Origin of the sequence: Paenibacillus chartarius (assembly GCF_042432825.1) — a bacterium.
GTDB lineage: Bacteria > Bacillota > Bacilli > Paenibacillales > NBRC-103111 > Gordoniibacillus > Gordoniibacillus chartarius.
Genome location: NZ_JBHLWN010000048.1, coordinates 66553 through 88383 on the forward strand (window position 1 = coordinate 66553; position 21831 = coordinate 88383).

Genomic DNA, 21831 nt, shown 5'->3' on the forward strand with positions numbered 1-21831 from the left:
CGGGCCTGGCGGCCGAAACTAGGAATACTTGCTTTCCGAAAGGAGCACTGCCATGCCCGTCGCCTCTTCCGCCAAACAAAAAATTGCGATCCGTGTCGAGGGCTTCGAACTGACCGTTACGAATCCCGACAAACCGCTGTGGCCCGAAGCCGGGATTACCAAGCTGATGTATCTGGAGAAGCTGCTTGCGCTCGCCCCGTATTTGCTGAAGTATACGCGGAACCGCCATTTGACGACGATCCGTTTTCCTCACGGCGCCGGGGACGAGAAGGCGTTTTACCAGAAAAATTGCCCCGATCCCGCGCCGGAGTTCGTCCATACCGCACCGCTGGATGGCATTAACTACATTCATCTCGACTCGGTGCCGACGCTGCTCTGGCTCGGCAGCCTGGCGTCGCTGGAGTTCCATCCGTCCTTTCACTACATCGGCGAAACGCTGCCGGCAGAGTGGCTCATCGACATCGATCCAAGCATCGACCCGGAGCCTCGCATTATGATGGCCGCGGAAATCATCGGCGAAGCGCTGGACGGGATGGGCATCCGATCGGTGCCGAAGACGTCCGGGGCGACCGGCGTGCAAATTTATGTGCCGATTCAGTACGGATATACGTTCGAGCAGCTGCGGAAAGTGGGGCATTTTGTCGCGTCGTATGTCGTCCAGAAGCACCCGAAGCTGTTCACGATCGAGCGGCTGAAAAAAAACCGCGGCGACCTCATCTACGTCGACTACCTGCAGCACTGGTACAACAAAACGTTATCGGCCCCCTACACGCCGCGTGCGCGCGCCGCCGCATCCGTGTCCACGCCGCTGCGCTGGGACGAGGTCGCGATGAATCCGGACCCGCGGGATTTCAACCTGAATACGATTATTCAGCGGCTGCAGCGGACCGGCGATCTGATCGAGCAGTGCCCGAAGCAAAATCTCGACCGCGTGCTGGCCCATCTGCAGTAACGTTAGTAAACAAACCTGCGTTGGCACCAAAAGCTGAACAAAAACAAGACGCACTCGGTCGCCAGCTTGGCCGGCACCAGCGGAACCGACAGCGTAATATGAAGAAGATGCAGCAGCCCGTAATTGAGTGCGAGTATCGTTGCCGCCAGCAAGGAATATCGCAGTACCGACGATCCGATCCCTTTATTCTTCGAACGGGAAAAGACATAGCGCCGATTGATCGTGTAGTTCGCCAGCGAGCTGCCGACTCTAGCACCGATCACGGCAAGAAGCAAATTCGAGGTGACCAGCTGCAGGACAAGCAGGAGCACAAAATCAAGCAAGCCCGACATGATCGACGAGGCGCAATATTTGAGGATGGGCAGGTACACCTTGAGCGAATCGGCTATCGGGCGAAAATGGGAGGAACGGTTGTCGTCCAAATAAATCGTCTCGATCGGCAGCTCCGCAATATGATAGCCTTGAGCGGGAGCTTCGAGCAGCAGGTTCATCTCGTATTCAAACCGTTCGCCCGGCACCTGGCACAGCCAGCCGAGCATTTGGCTCGGATAGCCGCGAAGCCCGGTCTGGGTATCCCCGATGCCGACTCCCGTAACCGCGTCGAAGATTTTGCAGGTCAACCGGTTGCCGAACCGGCTTCGAAGCGGTACGTTCCCCGTAAATTTGCGGCTGCCCAGCACCATCGTCGACTGCCGGGCTTCAATAGCCTGGGCGACGGCGACGATGTCCTTCGGCGCATGCTGGCCGTCGCTGTCGGCGCAAACAACCGCCTCCTTCGAGCCGCGCTCCATCAAATAGCGGAAGCCCGTCTTCAAGGCGCGGCCCTTCCCCATGTTCGACAGATGGGTCAGCACAGTGCAGCCCGCTGCACGCACGGCATCGAATATGCCGCGGAAGCGCTCGCCGCTGCCGTCGTCGACGACAACGATCGACGCATCCGTCATCTTGCGCAGGCGCTGAATCAGCTCGACCAGTCGTTGATCGGGTTCATACGAAGGAATTAATACGTTCATGCCGGGTTGCCTCCTTCAATATAAATGATGTCGCTCACGCCGCGCTCTTCTTGTTTGCCCTGCGGGTTATTGACGACGCGTCCCCTAAAATACATCGTGGAAGAACCGCCGCCGTCCAGATTGTACGCTTCCGTGGCGCCGAGATCGGCAAACAATTGGGCGAATTCGTCCAGCGTCATGCCCCTGCTTTCGCTTTGTCTGCCGTCTACGACGACAAACACGTAGTGATTCGGCGCGATCATGCCGATCCCGGTGCGGGGGTTGGCGCCCGAAATCGTGCGATTGCCGAAGTTCGTATCGATTTTTGTATTCTCAAAGCCCTGGATGAGCTGGCCGTTCTTGATCAGCGCCGGACCGAACGAGAACGTATGCAGCACCCCGTTGTCGAGCAACGATTGCGCCGATTCGGTTAGTTCGTCGTAGGCGGACATCGTTCCGTCCTTATACAGGGCGACCCCTTCCCGGGCCGGGACATTGCGGTACAGCTGATCGTTGCGGATGACGACGCCGTCGCTTCGGAAGCCGTAATAATCACCGTTAATCGCAAAGACCGCTCCATGGTCGCCTGCGATTTCGGACGTGTTCTCCGTAATGTTGCGGCCGAATTGGTTTTTGGCGAAAGCGGCCTGCAGCGCAGCGGCGTCCGCCGCCTTGACGTCGGCCACGTAATACGTTATCTGGTTGCTGCCGGAGCCGGTTACGACTTTCTTGACCGCAATGTCGACATCGCTGCTGTGATAATTCCAATCGTCCGATGTAACGGATGTATCGGTTTGTGCGGCAGCCGTGCCGTTAGGCGTGCCGGTAGCCGTTGCGCTTGTCGCGGCTCCTCCAGTGGGGGCTGTGGAAGCTGCGGCGGCATTGGCTGCGGGAGCGGCTCCTGCTGGGACGGTGGACGTGGCGCTGGCGTTGGACGTTGCGTCTGGAACGACGACTGCTTCCACGTGTTCGATCAGGTAACGGTCGGCTGCCTTGTAGAGTCCTCCTCCGACCAATACGGTACAAATAGCTGCAATGAAATATCGTTTGCGCATGCGCAGTTTTTTCGGGACGTGTGACATGGTAATTCCGCCTTTCTGCCTTGTGAGTGGTTTTCTTATAGGGACAATATAATCTCGCAACCTGAGCTCCTCTTGAGAGTACGTTGAAAGTTTGCTGAAAACGAAGGAGGTTGTGCAGCAGCCAAATGAAAGAAACCAAGCCGGCGTTGGCTTGGTTTCTTTCACTTTGCCGGCCCTTGCAGGCTGAAGCAAAGAATCATGAACTTTCATGGCACATTGTTCGCAGAAATGAATGATGGACCATTTTTTCAAGTGGACGATAATCTGCGTTTAGATCTGTTTGGATTTATTAGGTGTTTCTTAAAAAATTGAGCCGACCACTTCAAAAGACAATAATGCTTTGGAGTCGAATGGAAAATCGTTGAGAAATACTGACAGTAAAGGAGTCCCCGACCATGGCACATATCGAGTATTCAAGATTTCTAATTCAATTTTTAAGCGGTACGGCATTCCCCCCAGCCCTCATGAGAGCATCCATCCGTCATAACGGACTGGAAAGTCGCTATTTTCGCCAAATCGGGACGATGGCCGGAGATAACGGATTGTTAGGGCGCTAAATCGCCAATCCGGACCCCCAGAAGGCCAAAAATCGCAGATTGCTCGAAAATAACGCCCTCCCAAACCTCTATCCCGCCCTGATACCTCGAGGACCTAAAAATAGCGGACTGTAGATCCGCTATGGAACAAGACTGGCGTGCCCCGACTCTGCACATGAACCTCGCCAAACCCGCATTTTCGTACCCGGCAGCCTTCGCCTTCCTGTTACGTTGCATCCCCGACGGACGGCCAGCCGCAGCAGCGACAACAGTCGTACCCGGCAGCCTTCGTCTTCCTGTTACGTTGCATCCCCGACGGACGGCCAGCCGCAGCAGCGACAACAGTCGTACCCGGCAGCCTTCGTCTCCCAGGTTCCGGCTTACAGCCGACAGCCGGGCCTCTTCACCGGTATCAGAATAAAGGCGACAACAGCCTCGCTACGGCTTCCTTCCCCCTCTGTACCCGCGAGCGCTTCTCAAACTCCGCCGTCAAAATCTCCTCGCTGTCCCGCACATCCTGAATGAAATCCCGCTCCAGCCTCTCGATCATCGGTTTGTCGAAGAACACGGCATTAATTTCAAAATTGGAGAAGAAGCTTCGCATATCCATATTGGCTGTGCCGACCGTGGCGATCAGATCGTCGACGAGCAAAATTTTCGCATGAATGAAGCCTTTCCGGTACTGATAAAACTTGACGCCCGCGTGAAGCAGCTCCTTCACGTACGACATCGTTGCCAAATGGACAATTCGCGAATCCGGCAAGCCTGGAAAAATAATGCGCACATCGACCCCGCTCAGCGCCGACGTCTTGAGCGCAATCTGTATGCTCCGATCCGGGATGAAGTATGGCGTCGTAATCCATACCCGCCGCTTCCCCGCCGTAATGGCGCTGAAGACCAGCTCGAAGATCGCATCGTAATGCACATCCGGACCGCTCGGCAATATTTGAACCGGCGTCACGGACTGGCGCTCATGCTCGGGGAACAGCAGCGGATCCGTCAGCTTCTGCTTGCTCGTAAACTCCCAGTCGTTCAGAAACGTTTGCTGCAAATAGTAGATACAATCGCCCTTAAGCTGCAAATGCGTGTCGCGCCAGAAGCCGAGCGCCATATCCCGGCCTAAATATTCGTCCCCGACATTAATCCCGCCGAGAAAGCCTATACGGCCGTCAACGACGACGATTTTCCGGTGATTGCGGTAATTCAGACGCTTGTCGAAGAAGGCAAAGACAAGAGGCAAAAAGCAGCAGACCTCCACTCCCGCACGTTTCATCCGGTCCAAGAAGGCCTTCTTCAGTTTATAACTCCCGACACCGTCCACAATAACCCGCACCTTGACACCTTGCTGCGCTTTGCGGATGAGCATTTCGGCGAATTCGCGGCCGATTTGGTCGTCGCGGAACGTATAGTACTCGAAGTGTATATGATGCTCGGCCTTCTCCATCGCCTGCAAAATCGCCGGGTATGTATGCTGGGCATTCGTCAGTACGTCAACCTCGTTATATTTGGTGATCGGAGATCCCGGCATGTTCATCAGCAGCCCGAACAGCCGCGGGGACTGGCGAATTTCGTAGCCGCTCATATCGGACAAGCTCTCCAGCTTCTCGCGGCTTTGCGCAAGCGAACGCTGCATTTCGTCAAGCGCCCGGAAGCCTTTGCGCCGTACGATGCGGCGCTGCCGATATTCCTTGGCAACGAAGTAATACATCACGAAGCCGATAATCGGAAGAATGAACAAAATCAGCAGCCATGCCACGGTCTTCTCCGGATCGCGAAACTCGAGCAGCAGGATGGTTGCGGTTTGGAAAATGAATAGAACCAGCACGATCGTTAGCCACAGCATCGGTTTCACCTCCGCATTAGTGTTAACCGCCAGCAATGGAGAATAATCCCCACCGGTTGTGGAAATCTATGCTATAGCAAACTCGACGAACGGAGGAGACCATCGTATGCGACAGAAAGGCAGAACCCCCGGTTTGTTGACGCGAATGCTGCATGAGCGCCGCCACCCTTCTTCAGACGAAGGAGAGTCCGGAGTAAGAGCGGAATCCGGCGTTCCGTCTGGGGAGCCCGGGACGGCATCGCACGTTACCCATATCCGGTTTCTTGATGATCTGAAGCGGGAGCCCTTGTTTGCTTCGCTGGCGGAGAACCGGCAGGCGCTCAAACATTTCTTTCAAGACTGTTCGGACATCGTCGTCCGGGACATCGAGTTCGAAGCCGGGATACCGGGACTGATCGCGTTTACCGACGGTCTGGTGAACAGCGCCGTACAGCATGAAGCTCTGGAAGCTATGCTCGTGTTCGAAGGTGTCTCTACCGACATCGAGACGTTCATGCATGCAAATTTACCCGTCGGACAAGTCGCAGCCAAAGACAACTTCGGCGAGGTACTGCTGGGCATTCTCGGCGGCGACACCGCCGTATTCGTCGGCGATCAATCCAAGGCCGTACTGCTGAGCATCCGTGGTCCCGAGAAGCGCTCGATCAGCGAGCCGGATACCGAGGCCGTCGTCCGCGGCCCCAAGGAAGGCTTTGTCGAAAGCTTGCGCACCAACACGTCGCTCATTCGCAGGAAGCTGAAGACGCCGCGGCTGAAAATGAAATCGATGGTGATCGGCAAAGAAACGAACACAAGCATTGTTGTTTCCTATCTGGAGGATATTGCAGTACCGTCAACCGTTGAAGAAGTGATCAAGCGCATAAAGAAAATCAACATCGACGGCGTCCTGGAGTCAGGCTACATTGAAGAATTCATTCAGGATAACTCTTATTCCCCGTTCCCGCAGGTTCAGTATACGGAGCGGCCGGATGTCGTCGCCGCAGCACTGTTGCAGGGACGCGTCGCCATCATCGTCGACGGAACGCCGTTCGTCCTGCTTGTCCCGTTCGTCTTCGCACAAATCATGCAGGCGAGCGAGGATTACTATGAACGCTTCCAAATCGCCACGCTCATCCGTTGGCTTCGTTATTTGTTTCTCGTATTATCCGTTACGACTCCGGCCTTCTATGTTGCGGTCATGACGTTCCATCAGGATTTGCTGCCGACGACACTGCTGCTCACCATTGCTGCTGCAAGAGAAAACATCCCGTTCCCCGCGGTCGTCGAAGCCCTGATCATGGAAGTTACGTTCGAAGCGCTGCGGGAAGCCGGGATTCGGCTTCCGAAGACGATCGGCTCCGCGGTCAGTATATTGGGGGCGCTCGTCATCGGACAATCGGCGGTTCAAGCGGGCATTGTCTCGGCGCCGATGGTCATCGTCGTATCGATTACCGGCATCGCCTCGTTTACGATACCGAAATTCAACGGCGCCATCGCCCTGCGCATGCTGCGCTTCCCTATTCTGTTGGTGGCGTCCGTATTCGGCTTCTACGGAATCCTGCTCTGTGCGATTCTCATCGTCGGCCATTTGGCGGGACTGCGTTCTTTCGGCATACCGTACTTATCTCCGCTCGGTCCGCTATCCGCTGCCGACCTTAGCGATACCCTCGTCCGCGCTCCGTGGTGGACGATGGACAAGCGTCCGCAATTCATGCCGGTCCAAGACAACGTACGTCTCGATACGGAGCTGCCTGATGAAATTGCGGAGCAAAGCGGGCAAGAAGGCCGCAATATTGACCACAAGGAGGACGATTCCTGATGGCTGCGCTTAGAAATGGGCTGCGCCGCGGACTTTCGGCTTTCTTATTAACCGCAGCGTCCCTTCTTCTGACCGGGTGCTGGGACCGCGTCGAAATCAACGATATGGCCTTTGCCCTAACCTCTGCGTTGGACAAAGAACCGGACGGCTCCTACCGGGTGACCTACATGTTTCCGCTTCCCGGTCAGATGGGAGGCGGCGGAGGCGGCGGGGGCGGAACCGGCGGAGGCACGGAAAGCTATTATATTGATTCGGAAACCGGGCCTTCGATTCGCGATGCTTCCAGCAAGCTGCAGCAGCGAATGTCGAGACTGCTGTTCATCTCTCACCGGAGAACGATCGTCGTCGGCGAGGAGCTGGCCAAGGAAGGCATATCGGACCTGTTCGACTCCGTTCCGCGAATGCCCGAGAGCCGGCTCAGCGCGTATTTTATCGTATCCAAAGGTCCTGCCTGGAAGCTGATCAATGCCAAGCCCAAATTCGAACGTTTTCCGGCCGAGACGATCCGCGAGCTGTCCAAATCTCCCGGCGCGATGAACGTGAACGCCAAGAACGTAGCTATGGCGCTTAGCTTCGACAGCGACCCGATTATCATCTATATGGGAGAGAAGGCGTCGGAGAAAGCGTCGGTCGTGTCCAAGGAAATTCAAGTGCTGGGGTATGCCCAATTCAAAGGGGACAAGATGGTGGGCGTCTATGAAGGGAGCGCCACGCAGGGACTCATGTGGCTTCGGGATGAGGTGAAAAGCTATTCCGTCACCTTGAAGGATCCGAAGGAGCAGAAGCCGATCGTCGTTCAAGTGGAGCGCGGCAGCACGAATATCATTCCTCATATTAAGGGAGATGACATTTCGATTTCCATCGATCTGGATATACGTGCCAAGGTGCGGGAAAACTTTAGCAGCCTCGACATGAACAAAACCGCAGATCTGCATACGGTCGAGTCGCTTCTTTCCGCCCAAGTCAAAACCTCTGTGGAGCAAGTCATCGCCCAAATGCAAAAAAAATCCGCCGATTCCGCTCAGTTCGGGCAGATGATCTGGAGGCATTACCCTGCTATTTGGAATGCCAAGCTGGAGGATCAGTGGGATGAACAATTCCCGAAGGTGAAATTCACCGTTTCGGCCAAAAGCGGCATCACCGAGGTCGGACTCATTAACCAGAATGTGACGAAGAGGAGCCGATAAGATTGGATATCGTATTCAAAACCATCTTTCCGCTGCTTTTGTTTCTATTTGTCGTCACCGATTGGCCCGGCCTGGGTAAAACCTCTACACCCTTGAAAATTACTTACGGGCTAATCATTTTACTCGCAGCAACATTTTACATGTTCCGGTTTACCGGTTACGAGCCCCCGACCCCAATCCGATTCTTCATTGAACACGTAGCTCCGGCTGTGGAAGCAATGCTTGGTCTGAAATAACTAGGAAATGAGGAATGTGCCATGCATGGAAAACAATACATCAATATCCGCCAATTTTCTTGGCTGACCAGCACTCTCTTAACGGGAGGCGGCCTTGTTTCCGTGCAGAACGTTCTCGCCAGAGCTTCCGGCCCCGATATGTGGCTCAGCTACTGGATGCCGACCCTCTATGTATTCATCATCGTCGCCTTGCTCGGATACCTGAACAAGGTGTTCCCCGGACGTCATATTTACCGGATTAATACCGAATTGTTCGGCAAATGGTTCGGGGGACTGCTCAATGCCGTGATTCTTTATCATTTCTGGATGATTCTTGTCCGTGACATCTCGCTGTTCAACCGTTTCTTCGTCACGACGCTGCTGCCGCGTACACCGCTGGAAATATTCGGATTGCTGTTCATGATCGTCATGATCTATTACGGCCGGACTTCCTTGGAAGTCGTCGCCAGGGTGAACGACGTTTTCTTCCCGTTGTTCGTGCTGATTGTGCTGCTTATGCCGTTCAGCTTACTGAATGAAATTCAGCCCAGCCTGATTCAACCGATCATGGCGAGCAGCTTCCGTCTGCACATCTCATCGAATATCATCTCCTCGAGCTGGTATGCGGATATTTTGATCATGGGCGCCTTCCTGCATATGGTCCATTCCTCTACGGAGTTAAAATCAAGTCTTCGCCGCGGCGCGATACTGTCAAGCTTCATTTTATCGCTGGTCTTAGCGCTCAATGTTTTCGTATTCGGTCCCTATTTGCCGGGCAACTTTATTTACCCGACTTATGAGCTTGTCCAGCAAATCCACATTACGGACTTCCTCGACCGGGTTGACTTGATCATTCTCATGATCTGGTTTCCGGTAACGGTGTGCAAGGTCGTCATGATTTATATCGCTTTGCTGTACGGTGTAACGTCCTTCTTCCGGAAGGCGGACCACAGCTCCGTCAATAAACCGCTGGCCGCCTTTCTGGTGATCACCGCATTGGCCGTGTTCCGCTCCACTACCGAGGTATTCAGCTACGGTAACTATGCATCCGCAGCGATCGTGTTCGGCTACCAGCCGGTCTATTTTGTGCTTCTGTTCATAGCTGTCAAAGTATACCTGCGCCGCAACGGATTGAATCCTGCCGATCTCAGTCAGCGGCGGGAACCGCCGGTCGGCCGCAGCAATTCGGGTAGACGCGGCAATATGAAGATCTGGGATCGAATCAGCACCAAGATGTCTTACTCCTCCTGGCGGCTGACGAGCAACGCAGTTCTATGTGTGATAGTCGTCGTCGTCGCGGCCGGATATTGGACAGGTCAGCGCTGGGCGGCCGGCGGACTGATAGCGGGTGCGATGTATACCTTATGTATGGTCATTCTGCTTCTGTCTACCTATGCAGAGACGAAGTCAACCTCCTCCTAGCTTGGTCGGCCCGCTTGGCGGCTTTGCGGCTCCGCTCGGCGGACTGTCCGGCAGCGATACCGGGCAGCGGTAGAAAACAGCCTCGGCTTGGGTGCCGGGGCTATTGGTGCTATACTGATACACATATAGACATATACGGACATATATACAAGCAGACGGGAGAGACTCCAGCTTATGACGCCGCAAACGATTTTATTCGATTTGGACGACACTTTGGTGCACTGCAATAAATATTTTGAAATGGTCATCGATCAGTTCGTCGACGAAATGCTGTCCTGGTTCTCCGGCCACGGACTGACTCCGCAGCAGGTGAAAGACAAGCAGCTGGAGGTCGACCTTGCCGGCGTGAACATCCACGGCTTCAAGCCGGAGCGTTTCCCGCAATCGTTCGTGGAGACGTATCGGCTGTATGCCGAGCAATTCGGCCGCAGGACATCCCCTGACGAGGAGCAGTTCCTGATGAAGCTCGGACGCACGGTGTACACCTATTCGGTGGAGCCGTATCCGCATATGGCCGAGACGCTCGACATTCTGTCGGATGCCGGCCACAAGCTGTTCCTTTATACCGGCGGAGACGCTTCGATCCAACGGGCGAAAGTACGGGACAGCGGACTGCATCGATATTTTGACGACCGGATCTTCGTGACCCTGCACAAAAATACCGATTTCATGCGCTCCATCGTAACCGAGCAGGGCTTCGATACATCCCGCACATGGATGATCGGCAATTCGGTGCGAACCGATGTGATTCCTGCGCTCGAAGCAGGGCTGCATTGCATCCATATCCCGGCCAAGAACGATTGGCATTACAACGTAGGCGAAGTAACCGTTTCGCCGAAGGGAGCGTTTCTGACGCTTTCGTCGCTGCAGGATGTGCCTCCGGCCATTCGGGAGTACGCAGGGCGCCGTTGATATGGGCCGCGGTTCCCGCAGCATTCTTCATCGATCGAGAACAAAGAACCTTCCCCTCCGCGCATGAAGCAGGGGGAAGGTTCTTTCTCTACGTATACATTCTATTGCGGCGCTGCTGGATCAGCTCCAGAGTTTGCTGCAGCTCCCGCTTGCTTAGCGCCACTCGTTTCGTTAACTCGACGTGCTTCTTATAGAGCTTCTGTACCCTCTCGGTTAATGCTCTAATATTGGTGTTGTTGAGATGATCCATCTTCCGGCTCTCCTTTGCACAAGTAATTGGGCAAACAACACCATCGATTGTACCTTAATATGATCTTAATGTATGTCGAAATATGTCATCAAATTCAGCATTTTTTCCGCGTGATTTCGGCCTTAAGCGGCTACATCCCTGCGTGTAAAGACGAGCCAGGACAGCGCATTGAACACCACGAAATAGACGGCGAGCACACTGACCGAGAAGCCGAGCGTCATACCCTCCGCCAGCGGCTGTCCCGCCAAGTAAGGCGTCAAATCCGTGTTCGCGAATAAGAAATATTTCCCCCATTCCCACCGCAGCAGCAGCATCGTCAGCAATTGTCCCGTCAGCATCAGGAACATGCTCACGCCGACCGAGAGCACCGAGCTGCGGAACACCGACGAGATCATAAAGGCCAGCGTAACGACCATGATCAGCTCGATCATCTTCAGCCCGTAAGCAGCCAGCACGGTGCCGGCAGCCGAGCTCTCCCGGACAGCCCCGGCTTCGTCAATCGACAAGACCGGCGCCGACCAGCCGGTGAAGCCGGACAACACACCGTTCATGAGGACCGAACCGGCAAACAAGATCACCAGCAGGAATAACGCGAATAACATTGTCGATATATATTTGGACAGAAGGATTTTGGCTCGCGAAGACGGCCTGATCAGCAGCAGCTTGATCGTTCCCCATGTGAACTCGGCGGCGACGACGTCGGCAGCCACGATAACGGTGAACAGCGTCGCCAGCGTGACAAGCCAAGCCTGCTTCTGCACGCTGCCCCACATCGTCGCCTCCGTCGGCGGGATATGATGATCCAGCTGGTAGCGCGACACAGCCAGCTGCTCGATTAACCGTTTCTTCAGCGGTCCCGGTGTCTCTTCACTCTGCAATTCGCGTTCCATGGACTGTATATTCTGCTGCAGCTCCGTCTTCCAATCGATCCGGGGATGGCCGGTGGAGCTTTTTTCGTTATGGGAAATCAATGCAGCCAGCAGGCAAAACGCCATCAATATCCCGACGAGCACCCATGTCCGGACTCGAAGGTATATTTTCATATTTTCGTTACGGACGAGGTTAAGCAATGGACTCCCTCCCGGTAATCTCGAGAAATTTGTCTTCCAGAGATTTGGTAACGATGCGGATTCCTGATACCCGAATCCCGCCTTTGACCAGCTCGCTATTGATGTCGGCGATCCGTTCGCGTTCGATTTGCACGACCAGTCCTTCGGCTAAGCCATCGGCGCCGCCGCCTGGCTGGGCGGCCACCTCCGCTTCCGGGAATACCGCGCGGATCAGCTGCTCCGCCTTGGCGATCTGTCCGCCGTCGACCTCAAACAGTACGGGCTGAAGGCCGTCATCCCGAACGAATTCGCCGATCGCCCTTACATCGATCAGCCTGCCTGTCTGCAGGATCGCGATCCGGTCGCACATGAGCTCCATCTCCGCAAGCAGGTGGCTGGATACGATGACGGAGATGCCCTCCTCCCGGGTCAGCCGCCGCAGGTGGTCGCGAAGCTCGCGGATCCCCGCCGGGTCGAGTCCGTTCGTCGGCTCGTCGAGGATGAGCAGCGACGGCTTGTGCAGCAGCGCCTGAGCGATGCCGAGCCGCTGGCGCATGCCCAAGGAATATGTCTTTACCTTCTCGTGGATGCGGTTCTCGAGCCCGACGAGCGCGATGACCTCTTCGATCCGCTCCCTCGTTACCCCCGGCGACATACGGGCAAAGTGCAGCAAGTTATGATAGCCGCTCAGGAATTTGTACATTTCCGGATTCTCGACAATCGCCCCGACATGCCGAATCGCTTGCTCGAACTCCGTGCGGATCGACTTGCCTTGAATGAATATTTCGCCTTCCGTTATCGACATGAGACCGACCATCATGCGGATCGTCGTCGTTTTGCCTGCGCCGTTCGGACCGAGGAAGCCGAATACCTCGCCGTGCGGCACATCAAACGAGATCCCGTCGATGATGGTCTTCCCGCCGATTCGTTTGGTCACGCCGTGCAAACGAACCAGCGGTTCATGATGGATGTGTTCCATATGAATTCCTGACTCCCTTCGGTCTATCAAACTATCAGCCGTTACCAGTTTACCCCGATTGCGGTTCGTGAAAACAGTGCGCGAAGTCACGATCCGGTCACATGGCTTCGTATGACCGAATTCACTAGCCGCCCCGCGCCGCAATCAAGTACAATACAATCAACAAGACAGGGGGAAGCTGCGTTATGATTGAAAGACGCCCGTGGCATTGGGTCGACTGGATGCTGCTCTCGGTGCAGACCGGCTGGTTTCTGGTCGGCGCCATCTACGCTGTGTTCGATCAGGCCGTGTTCGGCCAAGTGCCCGTCTGGGCCGCCTTAACGCTGATGCTGCTCGGCATTATCGGAACACTGGCGTTCTGGCGTCCGGGTTACGTGAATTTAACGTGGGTGCCGCTTATTTTATTGGTCACGGTAGGCACCTTGCAGACATTGATCGTCTGGACGTCGGGCAGGACGGTCGGCATTATTTTCGTACCGCTCATTCTGATCGGGTTTCTGGCTCACCGGCGTACGATGTGGTGGACGATCCCCGTTTTCGTGTTTGCGGTACCGCTGTCGAGCTGGTTTCTGTTCCATGCTTATAAGGGTGCGATTTATGCTCTTGAGGATCTGCTCAATTACGTCATGTTTTTTGGAATCGGATTTGCGCTGGGCCGGTTGTACCGGACGCAGGTAAAGACGGGCCGCCTGCTTGAAGAGAATCAACGCCAGTACAGCCTGATCCGCCAGCAAAATCAAGTGCTCGAGCAGTACGCCAGCCGCATCGAAGCGCTGACGCTGCAGGCCGAGCGTAACCGGATGGCGCAGGAGCTGCACGATACGGTCGGCCATACGTTTACATCGGTCATTATGGGCATGGACGCGGTCTCTTACCTGATTGAGGCGGCGCCGGACAAGGCGAAGGAGCAGCTGGAGAAGCTGCGCTCGGTTACCCGCAGCGGCCTGGAGGAAGTGCGGCGGTCCATTCATCAGATGGCGCCCCAAGAGGACGATCTGATCGTCTCGGAACAGTTTTCCCGGCTTGCGAATGAGTTTGCTATGCAGACGGGCACCGTCATCCGCGTAGAAGTGAAGGGAAAGGAATACGAGCTTCCGCAGCAAGCCCGCTGGACGCTGTTCCGCTGCTTGCAGGAGTCGCTGACGAATGCGAAGCGGCACGGCCATGCGAGCGTGGTCACCATCATTTTGGAATTCGGAGCCAAATATGTAGAGCTTAGCATCGAAGACAACGGTATCGGCTCGGATACGCTCGAAAGCGGCTTTGGGCTGACGGCGATGCGGGACCGGCTCGAGGCTCTTACAGGGACGCTTCACGTTCGATCGAAGAGCGGGGAAGGCACCTGCGTCCGCTGCCGTATTCCGATGTCGGTATAATTCGTGGATTCCAGGAGGAGATAGACAATGAAGGATATCAAATTGCTGCTGGTCGATGACCAGGATTTGATTCGCGAAAGCTTGCATATCGTATTGGATATGGACCCGGAGATCGAGGTCGTCGGTCTCGCCGAGAACGGACAAGTCGCCATCGACTTGTGCCGGGAGAAGCAGCCGAACATTGTGCTGATGGACATCCGGATGCCGGTGATGGACGGCGTGGAGGCGACGAAGCGGATCAAAGCCGAATGGCCGCATATTCGCGTCATTATCGTAACGACGTTTCAGGAGGTCGATTACGTCGTCGAAGCGCTTGGCGCAGGGGCCGAAGGCTATTTGCTCAAAGCGATTCATCCGAAGGAGCTCGCCTCCGGGATCAAGTGGGTTCACCGCGGCGGCACGCTCATTCCGCAAGATATTGCGAGGCTGCTCGTGCAGCAGGCGAGGTCAGGTGCCGGCGGCGGGAGTGGTGCGAATGGTGCGGGTGCAGGTGACGGTGCCGGCAGCAGCGGCGCGAGCGCTTCGGCGGACGCATACGGACTGAGCGAACGGGAGCTGCAGGTGCTCCACTGCATCGCCGACGGACTGAACAACAAGGAGATTGCAGAGAAGCTGTTTCTCTCTGAAGGCACGGTGAAAAATTACATTTCCAATATTTATTCGAAAATGGACGTTCGCGACCGCATTCAGGCGACGCGCAAAGCGCAAGACGAAGGGATGCTGTAGGGAAAGTACATCAGCTGCTTAAAGTGAAGCGAAGTCAGAGCGGCTGATGATGTTGTATTCTCTCCCGGCCCGATATGGCTTTCCGTCGGACAGGTTATTGTTTACCTTGCCCGACGGAGTGCAGTTTCGTTTCGTGCTTATGAGCTTCCATCCGCTGAGCCCCTGGATTTTACCGCGGACAATTTCGCTGTAATCATCGACATGGCTTGCTCGTAGGTTAGTTCCCCCGCTGCCACCCTATACAGTTGTTCGCTGATTGTTTGTAATGTCTTTAGATCCTCGGTAGTATCCAGTCTGACGTCCAGATCCGTAGGCGGGCGCAAACTATAGAAGGGTTCGTAAAATTCCTTCTTCGCATCCATGACATCGCGGCGTGCGGAGAGTCCAGTCGAGGACACCTTGGCGTTCATCTTTGCGGTCTCCTCACTGTGCAAGAACGCGATCAGACTCCAGGCCAGTTCAGGATTCGGCGTTTGCGCATGGATGGCATAGATGTGAGGAACGACATAATCGGCTCCCCTTTGTGGAAATTGCGGATCGATGGGGATCGAGGCGACGCCCCAATTCACCTTGCCTGTATTCGTCAGTAAATACACATAAGAAGAATCTTCGATGGTCATGGCGCTGTTGCCCTGCAAAAATAGCTGGCTGTCTAATCCGCGTTTGCTTTGGGAAAAATCCCTATGTTGATCGTAGGCTGCACCGCTCTGATAAAGAGAAACAACCTCCTTGAAAAGCTGATTCCATGCAGGAGCTTGGAGCAATGACAATTCGGCCGAGCTTTCCGGCAATCGCAATTGCCGGGAAAGAGCCATCAACCGGATCAATTGATCCATCGGCACAGACATCGAGGAGTAGCCGTAGAGAGGGGCATCACCATTACGCTGCCCGGCAAAGCGTTGAACAAGAGTCTGAAATTGCTGCCAGCTCATATTGCTCTCCGGATAGGAAATCCCGTAACGATCGAATAATTCCTTGTTATAATACAAAGCCTGCGTCGAGAAGGTCGGACTCAACCCGTAAAGCTCCCTCTGGCTGCCTGCCCGCAGAAGCTCGGTCAAATACGGATGCAGCCTTTCCAGATCGAATTCGTGCCCGCTGACAAAAGGGTCTAGATGAAGAAGCTTGCCTTCTGCTGCCAACTGAAAATATTGTTTCAGATTTAAGTCCAAAACATCAGGCCGCTCCCGGTCGATGAAGTCACTGATTTCTTCAAGAAGGTTTGACTTTTCAACGGAATACACCTGCAGCATGGAAGGAATTTGGATGTCAACATTCGTATGTTGAAGCATAAAGAACTGACCGTACCGGCTCATAAATTGATTTTCATCCACAGCCATTACCTTAAGCGTTTCTCGTCCTTGCACCACAGGCTTGTTCACACAACCGGCCATTGCGGAGGAGACAACGCCCCATACCGAGAACAGGACCAGCCATTTCCGGATTGCGCCGCGTCTCCGTTCACTTCCTCGCATCATGCGTATACCTCTTTTCGACTAAAGGAAACTAGGGTAATCCCTATAAAACCAAAACAATATGCAGTTAAAATCGATATGGATCGAAGCATCGTCTCCCATCCGGCCCCAGAGTCTATTGATTGGCTAACATTCAGGTGGGCAAACAGCAGGAACTCGGTCCAACCGGCGGTTCCCCATATTTTGCTCGATATCGTACCTGCAAAGAGCGTCAGCAAGGAAATCACGATAGCCAACGAGCTGTTGTTCAATAACGTCGAGATCATCAGGCAGAGCAAGCAAATTACTGTATTTTCTAGAGCCCTGAGGATCAGCTTGCCGGCGACACCCTGCCAGTACGTATGACGAATTATCTCACCATCGGACGCTGTCACATAATAATGCTTGGCGGCCCCTTCAAATCCATACAGAAATCCTCCTATCGTAAATCCAACGGCAAACAATACCGCCATACCCGCCATCAAGCAGGCCATCATCGCCACTAATTTGGCAGCGATCACTTTCCATCTTCGGTGAGGACGAAACAGCAGCATTCGAATCGTCCCCCTTTGGTATTCCGAAGCTACCATATCCGCAGCAATCAGGATCAGAAATATGGTGATGACCACGGTCAGACCCATCGAATTATTCACGAAGACCCATGCATTCTTGTCGTACGGGGAAATATTGTTTTCCAAGAAATAATTGTTTTTCTTCAGATTTTGCTCCATGATCCGTTTAAAATTGGTGGAAAATGGGTCCCCCTCAACGTGAGTCAAGACCTCCTCGATATCTTTATTTTCACGCATAAGCTCCTGTCGCCAATCCTTACCCTGCAGCTCCTTGCTAGACATGTTATCGATCACCGCATTTACACCTAGAAGCAAAAGGAGTAGCCCTAGAAATACCCAAACTCTCTTGGTAGTTACGAGCTTGTCCAGTTCGTTACGAAACATCGCCACGAGCACTTTCGCCCACACTCTCTTTCTGCCCCGCCAGAAGGGTATAATAGCTCTCGATTGAAGTGGTTTCTTTCTTGATCTGATATACAGCAATGCCGCGATTGTGCAAGTGTCCCAGTAGATCGGGAATCCTCTCCCGTTCCATCCTTATCTCCAACACGCCGCGTTCCTTATGCTGAGGTCGTAATGCCGGATCGAATTCTGCAACGGCCCGCACGGCTTGCTCCGCTTCGTCCACTTCCAGCAGATAACCGTCTTTTGCAGTGACGCTGCGGAGCTCCTGCAGAAAGTGATCTCCGCACAGCGCACCCTTGCGAATAACGAGAATTCTGTCGCAGATCAGATCCAATTCGGTCAAATGATGACTAGAGATCAGGATGGAAGTGCCGGAGCTCCTCATATCCTTTAAGAGGTGACGCAAGTCATGAATTCCATCGGGATCCAGACCGTTCGTCGGCTCATCGAGCAGCAGCAAACCCGGCTTATGCAGCAGTGCTTGAGCGAGTCCGAGACGCTGTCTCATTCCCAGTGAATACGAGCTTACTTTCTTGAACATCGCTTCTTCAAGCTCCAGCCGCTTGAGTGTTTGTCCGATGTCTATGCTGGCATCCGGATATATTCTGGCATGCAGTTGGAGATTTTGATATCCGGTCATATGATTATAGAATTGAGGCGTTTCGATAATCCCTCCAACGGAAGCTAAAGCTCGTTCCATGTCTTTCTTGATACAATAGCCGTTAATTTCGATGTCTCCCGAGGTGAAGGCAATCAATCCCGCGATCATACGAATGATAGTCGTTTTGCCTGCACCGTTTGGTCCGACCAAACCGACAATTTCTCCTCTTCGAATCTCGAAGGATACTTCATTGACAATAGAATGCCTGCCGATTTTCTTGGTCAGCTCCCGGACCGCCAGTACTGTTGAGTTCATCTCATACCTCTAACAGATTATTTTTGAGCGCACTTAAACAGCGTTTGGATATCAGTGCCGACTTCCCGTTTAAGAAGGGAGCCTCATACACATTTTTGTTCATGAGGCGGACTTCCTTTATGAATTTGATGTTGACGATAAAGGAACGATGCGTGCGAACAAAGCTGTCTGGCAGCATAGGAGATATTTTGTTCAAGGATATCGCTACCGGAATCTCGGACTCCCCTGTGGTTTGCAGCAGTGTATGCTGACGGAACCTTTCCAAATATATGATTTCATCGAAATCCACAAACTGAATCCCGTCTCTGCGGATAATCATGAATCGGTTATTTTTAATTTCCAATATCATGGAAACTCTCCCCTTTCGTTATTGAACGCACAAATCGAATAAATAATATATACAAACAATTTCATAAGGGGATAATGTCGTCTCCGTTACACTCATGATCATATTGTTGATTTTGTTGGGCATATAAGACTCGAATTCAATGACCGCAACTTGCCTTTCCGTTTGCTGCTCCAGCAAGCGGACTCGTTTGTCTGCAAAGTCTTTCTTCATGCTGTAGCTTTGGCCATGCGCCTGAAATATGAAATGCGGGTTAGTCTTGATGACGGTCTTGTCCTCTACCACAAAGTCGACGGTATTCTCCCCGGTACGGCTGGTGACATTCCACTTATGCCGCATCCATGTGAACTGCTGGTGTGCCGTTACCTGAATGGATCCTTCATGATTAGACACCCGAACGTTGATGCCCCAATGGTCGACTATATAGGACAACGTCTTATCGATCACATCTTTGAAGTATCTTTGCATCGTTCCGATTTCGGAGTGGCTGCTGTCTTTCAAAACAATAGGTTTTGTGGACAATCGAAAGAACGGTCTCGAAAAATAATAAGTATCCAAATCAACCCCTCCTTCATTGGACGAAATAGTAAATTAGGCGATTCGATACATACACCTCTAACAGAGCTCCAGCCAGCAGGATACCGAAAATTTGGGGTAACGTTCGCAGCAGGACACGCTTGTAAAATGCCGCCAACTGAGCTCTACCGATCAGATTGCGAGAATACAAGAGAATGCAGCGCACATGCTCGATCGTGAACTTCAGCACTAGATAGCCGACAAACCACTCGCATAATCCGTGAGAAAACGAGCTCAAATAATAAATAAAAGGGTGGATGCCCTCGGCAGCAGGACCTGCTCCCATATGCAATAAAAATTTGATTATGGGAATCAGCGACAAACCCAAAACCCCCATCAGCATCCAAACGAGTGCCATAAATCCATTTACGAGAAAAATGAACGCAGCATCCCCCGCCTGTAGTAACGCAACGGTACGGTCGTGGAAGCCCGACACGGGCTGAGCCGAACCTATGCCTATACAAATGACGGAAATCATTATATAACCGAATAATATTTTTCGTTTGCTCTTGAACTCTATACGCGTAGGATCCATTCGTACTTACCCTCGGTTATGAGCCTGTGTCAGCCTATAGGCATCCACCATGGCGAAGATCCAAATGATGGGGAACATAATAACTCCCACGAAAAATCCAATCAACAAAATACTAACCGTCTCCAGTACAAGGAGCCACACCCCTCTTTTCACATTCCCGACATACAAATGCCCTAAACCCGGATAAATAAACGACAATAAGACGGCGAGCCAACCTTTCTTCAATGTACCTTCTCCTCCATTTCAACTGGATTAATATGATGGTAGATCATGATTGACGTAAATTAGGTACCATATTATGTATTTAGAAACATTTCAAGGAAATTATGTGCTAAACTTTTCTTGGGTAAAAGCCCAAATTATAAAAGGAGATGAAGGAATTGTTTTACAACTACTTTACAGGAACGAGCTCTCTAGGTGACGCAGCATGGACTATCGCAACGGCTTTTATGCGCAAGTTTAACATCGTCGGAGATACTTACAACCTGGTCACCAGCTTGACCTGGAAGCTGCGTGCTCTAGGCTCCGCATTCAGCGGCGGCAATCCATGGGCCATTATGGGCGGCGTCCTTCTTGACCTTGGCGAGTTCCTGGTGCAATTTACGCCTGCGGGTAGAACTTGGCAGATCGTATCGTGGCTTTGGACAGTAGCAAACGTTCTATAAGAATCATAGAACGATCTTTCAATAACTCACATATGAATTATTATATATTTACTATTCTATTAAATTTTGGTATTATTTACAGATAAAATTAAATGCCAAGGCTATGATCACCCCATCGCCTTGGCATTTAATTTCCTGACTGCACTTCCAGCTTTTTAGAAAACTTTGTTCGATCCGTGACTCTCATTTTTTCATAGATCTTATTGATGTAATTTCTAACGGTTCCTTCGGATAGCTGAAGATATGTGGCGATTTGCAGTACACTCTGCTGATTAAGCCAAAAATAAGCGACTTGTTTCTCCCGCTCAGTTAACCGATATTGATCCATACAGCTGTACAGCTTTGTTTTTTTATAATGAGGATGCTTGGAATGGATCGACTGCTGAATGTCCTTAGTCAACTTTGTTATCAAGGCCACGCTTATTGATAGATCCCTGCTTCTGTGAAACGCCAATGCTAAACATCCAATATTTCTGTCCTCCAATTGCAGCGGTGTCCCTACGAACGTCCAACATTGCAGCAATTCCAACGTATGCTCTTCTCCGGTGACGACCACTGTTCGGCCAAGCTCCTGCGCTGCAGACACTCCGTTAATACCGCCGCTCCTTAAATTCAATAACGTTCCTGCACCGAAGCGATAAGTATCCAGCAGCCCTCTCATCTCCGCTTCGCAGAATAGTTCAAGAATATAACCGGATTCGTCTGCAAGCACGATCAGCACTTGGTTCAACAAATTCTGATAATCATGAATCTCAGCTGTGACGATGTCGATTAATATACGATTTCGGCACCGCTTTTCCTCTGCGGCTGCCCTCGATTCTCTTACAAAATACATCATCTTCGGATCTACTTGCAGCAAAGCTTGAGCTTGCAGATGCTTATAAGATTCAAGCATGGATATCGTTTCGCAGACTTCCGGAGATGAGGCAATAAAAGGATTCAATTTCATCAATTCCCATCTATATCCATTTTAATTTTTATATTAGGGCTTGCTGAAAAATCAAAAAATCCTTATCTCACAAGGGTTTAGAGGCACTTTTGTC

General features: G+C 52.7%; 23 protein-coding genes. 9 read left to right on the top strand and 14 right to left on the bottom strand.

Annotated elements, in window-relative coordinates; all coding sequences use genetic code 11:
• Positions 1 to 52: 52 nt before the first annotated feature.
• The gene (locus ACFFK0_RS12580) at positions 53 to 952 is read left to right on the top strand and encodes a DNA polymerase domain-containing protein (RefSeq protein WP_377470566.1); all 900 of its coding nucleotides are present in this window, start codon (positions 53 to 55) and stop codon (positions 950 to 952) included.
• 2 nt (positions 953 to 954) lie between these two features.
• Here the strand turns inward: ACFFK0_RS12580 and ACFFK0_RS12585 are convergent, their stop codons facing one another.
• The 3 genes from ACFFK0_RS12585 to cls form a co-directional block, all read right to left on the bottom strand.
• Positions 955 to 1965 (bottom strand): glycosyltransferase, encoded by a 1011-nt coding sequence (locus ACFFK0_RS12585; RefSeq protein WP_377470567.1) that lies wholly within the window; start codon positions 1963 to 1965, stop codon positions 955 to 957.
• Positions 1962 to 3026, bottom strand: a complete 1065-nt coding sequence (locus ACFFK0_RS12590) for a phosphodiester glycosidase family protein (protein ID WP_377470568.1) — start codon at positions 3024 to 3026, stop codon at positions 1962 to 1964. The genes ACFFK0_RS12585 and ACFFK0_RS12590 overlap by 4 nt, the downstream gene beginning before the upstream one ends.
• Before the next feature lie 948 nt (positions 3027 to 3974).
• Positions 3975 to 5405 (bottom strand): cardiolipin synthase, encoded by a 1431-nt coding sequence (cls, locus tag ACFFK0_RS12595; protein ID WP_377470569.1) that lies wholly within the window; start codon positions 5403 to 5405, stop codon positions 3975 to 3977.
• 106 nt (positions 5406 to 5511) lie between these two features.
• Here cls and ACFFK0_RS12600 point away from each other — a divergent pair, with 106 nt between their 5' ends.
• The 5 genes from ACFFK0_RS12600 to ACFFK0_RS12620 all read left to right on the top strand — a co-directional run bounded on the left by ACFFK0_RS12600 (position 5512) and on the right by ACFFK0_RS12620 (position 10939).
• Positions 5512 to 7203, top strand: a complete 1692-nt coding sequence (locus ACFFK0_RS12600; protein WP_377470570.1) for a spore germination protein — start codon at positions 5512 to 5514, stop codon at positions 7201 to 7203.
• Positions 7203 to 8390 (top strand): Ger(x)C family spore germination protein, encoded by a 1188-nt coding sequence (locus ACFFK0_RS12605; protein WP_377470571.1) that lies wholly within the window; start codon positions 7203 to 7205, stop codon positions 8388 to 8390. Before ACFFK0_RS12600 ends, ACFFK0_RS12605 begins: the two co-directional genes overlap by 1 nt.
• A gap of 2 nt (positions 8391 to 8392) precedes the next feature.
• Positions 8393 to 8626 (top strand): hypothetical protein, encoded by a 234-nt coding sequence (locus ACFFK0_RS12610; protein WP_377470572.1) that lies wholly within the window; start codon positions 8393 to 8395, stop codon positions 8624 to 8626.
• A gap of 21 nt (positions 8627 to 8647) precedes the next feature.
• Entirely contained in the window at positions 8648 to 10027 is a 1380-nt protein-coding gene (locus tag ACFFK0_RS12615) for a GerAB/ArcD/ProY family transporter (RefSeq protein WP_377470573.1), read from the top strand.
• Positions 10028 to 10201: 174 nt separating this feature from the next.
• Positions 10202 to 10939, top strand: coding sequence for an HAD family hydrolase (locus ACFFK0_RS12620; protein ID WP_377470574.1), 738 nt, complete (start codon positions 10202 to 10204; stop codon positions 10937 to 10939).
• Between the two features lie 88 nt (positions 10940 to 11027).
• Here ACFFK0_RS12620 and ACFFK0_RS12625 read toward each other — a convergent pair whose 3' ends face one another.
• The 3 genes from ACFFK0_RS12625 to ACFFK0_RS12635 all read right to left on the bottom strand — a co-directional run bounded on the left by ACFFK0_RS12625 (position 11028) and on the right by ACFFK0_RS12635 (position 13217).
• The gene (locus ACFFK0_RS12625; protein ID WP_377470575.1) at positions 11028 to 11189 is read right to left on the bottom strand and encodes a hypothetical protein; all 162 of its coding nucleotides are present in this window, start codon (positions 11187 to 11189) and stop codon (positions 11028 to 11030) included.
• 122 nt (positions 11190 to 11311) lie between these two features.
• Positions 11312 to 12259: an ABC transporter permease gene (locus ACFFK0_RS12630; RefSeq protein ID WP_377470576.1), complete on the bottom strand. Its 948-nt coding sequence runs from the start codon at positions 12257 to 12259 to the stop codon at positions 11312 to 11314.
• Positions 12252 to 13217: an ABC transporter ATP-binding protein gene (locus ACFFK0_RS12635; RefSeq protein WP_377470577.1), complete on the bottom strand. Its 966-nt coding sequence runs from the start codon at positions 13215 to 13217 to the stop codon at positions 12252 to 12254. The genes ACFFK0_RS12630 and ACFFK0_RS12635 overlap by 8 nt, the downstream gene beginning before the upstream one ends.
• 185 nt (positions 13218 to 13402) lie before the next feature.
• On the opposite strand from ACFFK0_RS12635, the gene ACFFK0_RS12640 reads away from it, so the two are divergent.
• Both ACFFK0_RS12640 and ACFFK0_RS12645 read left to right on the top strand, forming a co-directional pair.
• Positions 13403 to 14593 carry a sensor histidine kinase gene (locus ACFFK0_RS12640; protein WP_377470578.1) on the top strand — a complete coding sequence of 397 codons (1191 nt, stop codon included), beginning with the start codon at positions 13403 to 13405 and terminating at the stop codon, positions 14591 to 14593.
• Positions 14594 to 14620: 27 nt separating this feature from the next.
• Entirely contained in the window at positions 14621 to 15319 is a 699-nt protein-coding gene (locus tag ACFFK0_RS12645) for a response regulator transcription factor (protein WP_377470579.1), read from the top strand.
• A 137-nt stretch (positions 15320 to 15456) separates the two neighbouring features.
• Here ACFFK0_RS12645 and ACFFK0_RS12650 read toward each other — a convergent pair whose 3' ends face one another.
• The 7 genes from ACFFK0_RS12650 to ACFFK0_RS12680 are packed head-to-tail and all read right to left on the bottom strand — an operon-like array spanning position 15457 to position 20348.
• On the bottom strand, positions 15457 to 16797 hold the full coding sequence (locus ACFFK0_RS12650; protein WP_377470580.1) for an extracellular solute-binding protein: 1341 nt from the start codon (positions 16795 to 16797) through the stop codon (positions 15457 to 15459).
• Positions 16794 to 17753, bottom strand: coding sequence for an ABC transporter permease (locus tag ACFFK0_RS12655; protein WP_377470581.1), 960 nt, complete (start codon positions 17751 to 17753; stop codon positions 16794 to 16796). Before ACFFK0_RS12655 ends, ACFFK0_RS12650 begins: the two co-directional genes overlap by 4 nt.
• Positions 17719 to 18666: an ABC transporter ATP-binding protein gene (locus ACFFK0_RS12660; protein WP_377470582.1), complete on the bottom strand. Its 948-nt coding sequence runs from the start codon at positions 18664 to 18666 to the stop codon at positions 17719 to 17721. Before ACFFK0_RS12660 ends, ACFFK0_RS12655 begins: the two co-directional genes overlap by 35 nt.
• Position 18667: 1 nt before the next feature.
• Positions 18668 to 19015: a LytTR family DNA-binding domain-containing protein gene (locus ACFFK0_RS12665; protein WP_377470583.1), complete on the bottom strand. Its 348-nt coding sequence runs from the start codon at positions 19013 to 19015 to the stop codon at positions 18668 to 18670.
• Positions 19016 to 19033: 18 nt separating this feature from the next.
• Positions 19034 to 19570 carry a tubby C-terminal domain-like protein gene (locus ACFFK0_RS12670; RefSeq protein WP_377470584.1) on the bottom strand — a complete coding sequence of 179 codons (537 nt, stop codon included), beginning with the start codon at positions 19568 to 19570 and terminating at the stop codon, positions 19034 to 19036.
• 13 nt (positions 19571 to 19583) lie between these two features.
• Positions 19584 to 20123: a hypothetical protein gene (locus ACFFK0_RS12675; protein ID WP_377470585.1), complete on the bottom strand. Its 540-nt coding sequence runs from the start codon at positions 20121 to 20123 to the stop codon at positions 19584 to 19586.
• Between the two features lie 6 nt (positions 20124 to 20129).
• Complete coding sequence (locus tag ACFFK0_RS12680) at positions 20130 to 20348, bottom strand: sugar ABC transporter permease (RefSeq protein ID WP_377470586.1); 219 nt, start codon at positions 20346 to 20348, stop codon at positions 20130 to 20132.
• 146 nt (positions 20349 to 20494) lie between these two features.
• On the opposite strand from ACFFK0_RS12680, the gene ACFFK0_RS12685 reads away from it, so the two are divergent.
• Positions 20495 to 20788 carry a hypothetical protein gene (locus ACFFK0_RS12685; RefSeq protein ID WP_377470587.1) on the top strand — a complete coding sequence of 98 codons (294 nt, stop codon included), beginning with the start codon at positions 20495 to 20497 and terminating at the stop codon, positions 20786 to 20788.
• Between the two features lie 127 nt (positions 20789 to 20915).
• Here ACFFK0_RS12685 and ACFFK0_RS12690 read toward each other — a convergent pair whose 3' ends face one another.
• Complete coding sequence (locus ACFFK0_RS12690) at positions 20916 to 21737, bottom strand: LuxR C-terminal-related transcriptional regulator (protein ID WP_377470588.1); 822 nt, start codon at positions 21735 to 21737, stop codon at positions 20916 to 20918.
• Positions 21738 to 21831: the final 94 nt, after the last annotated feature.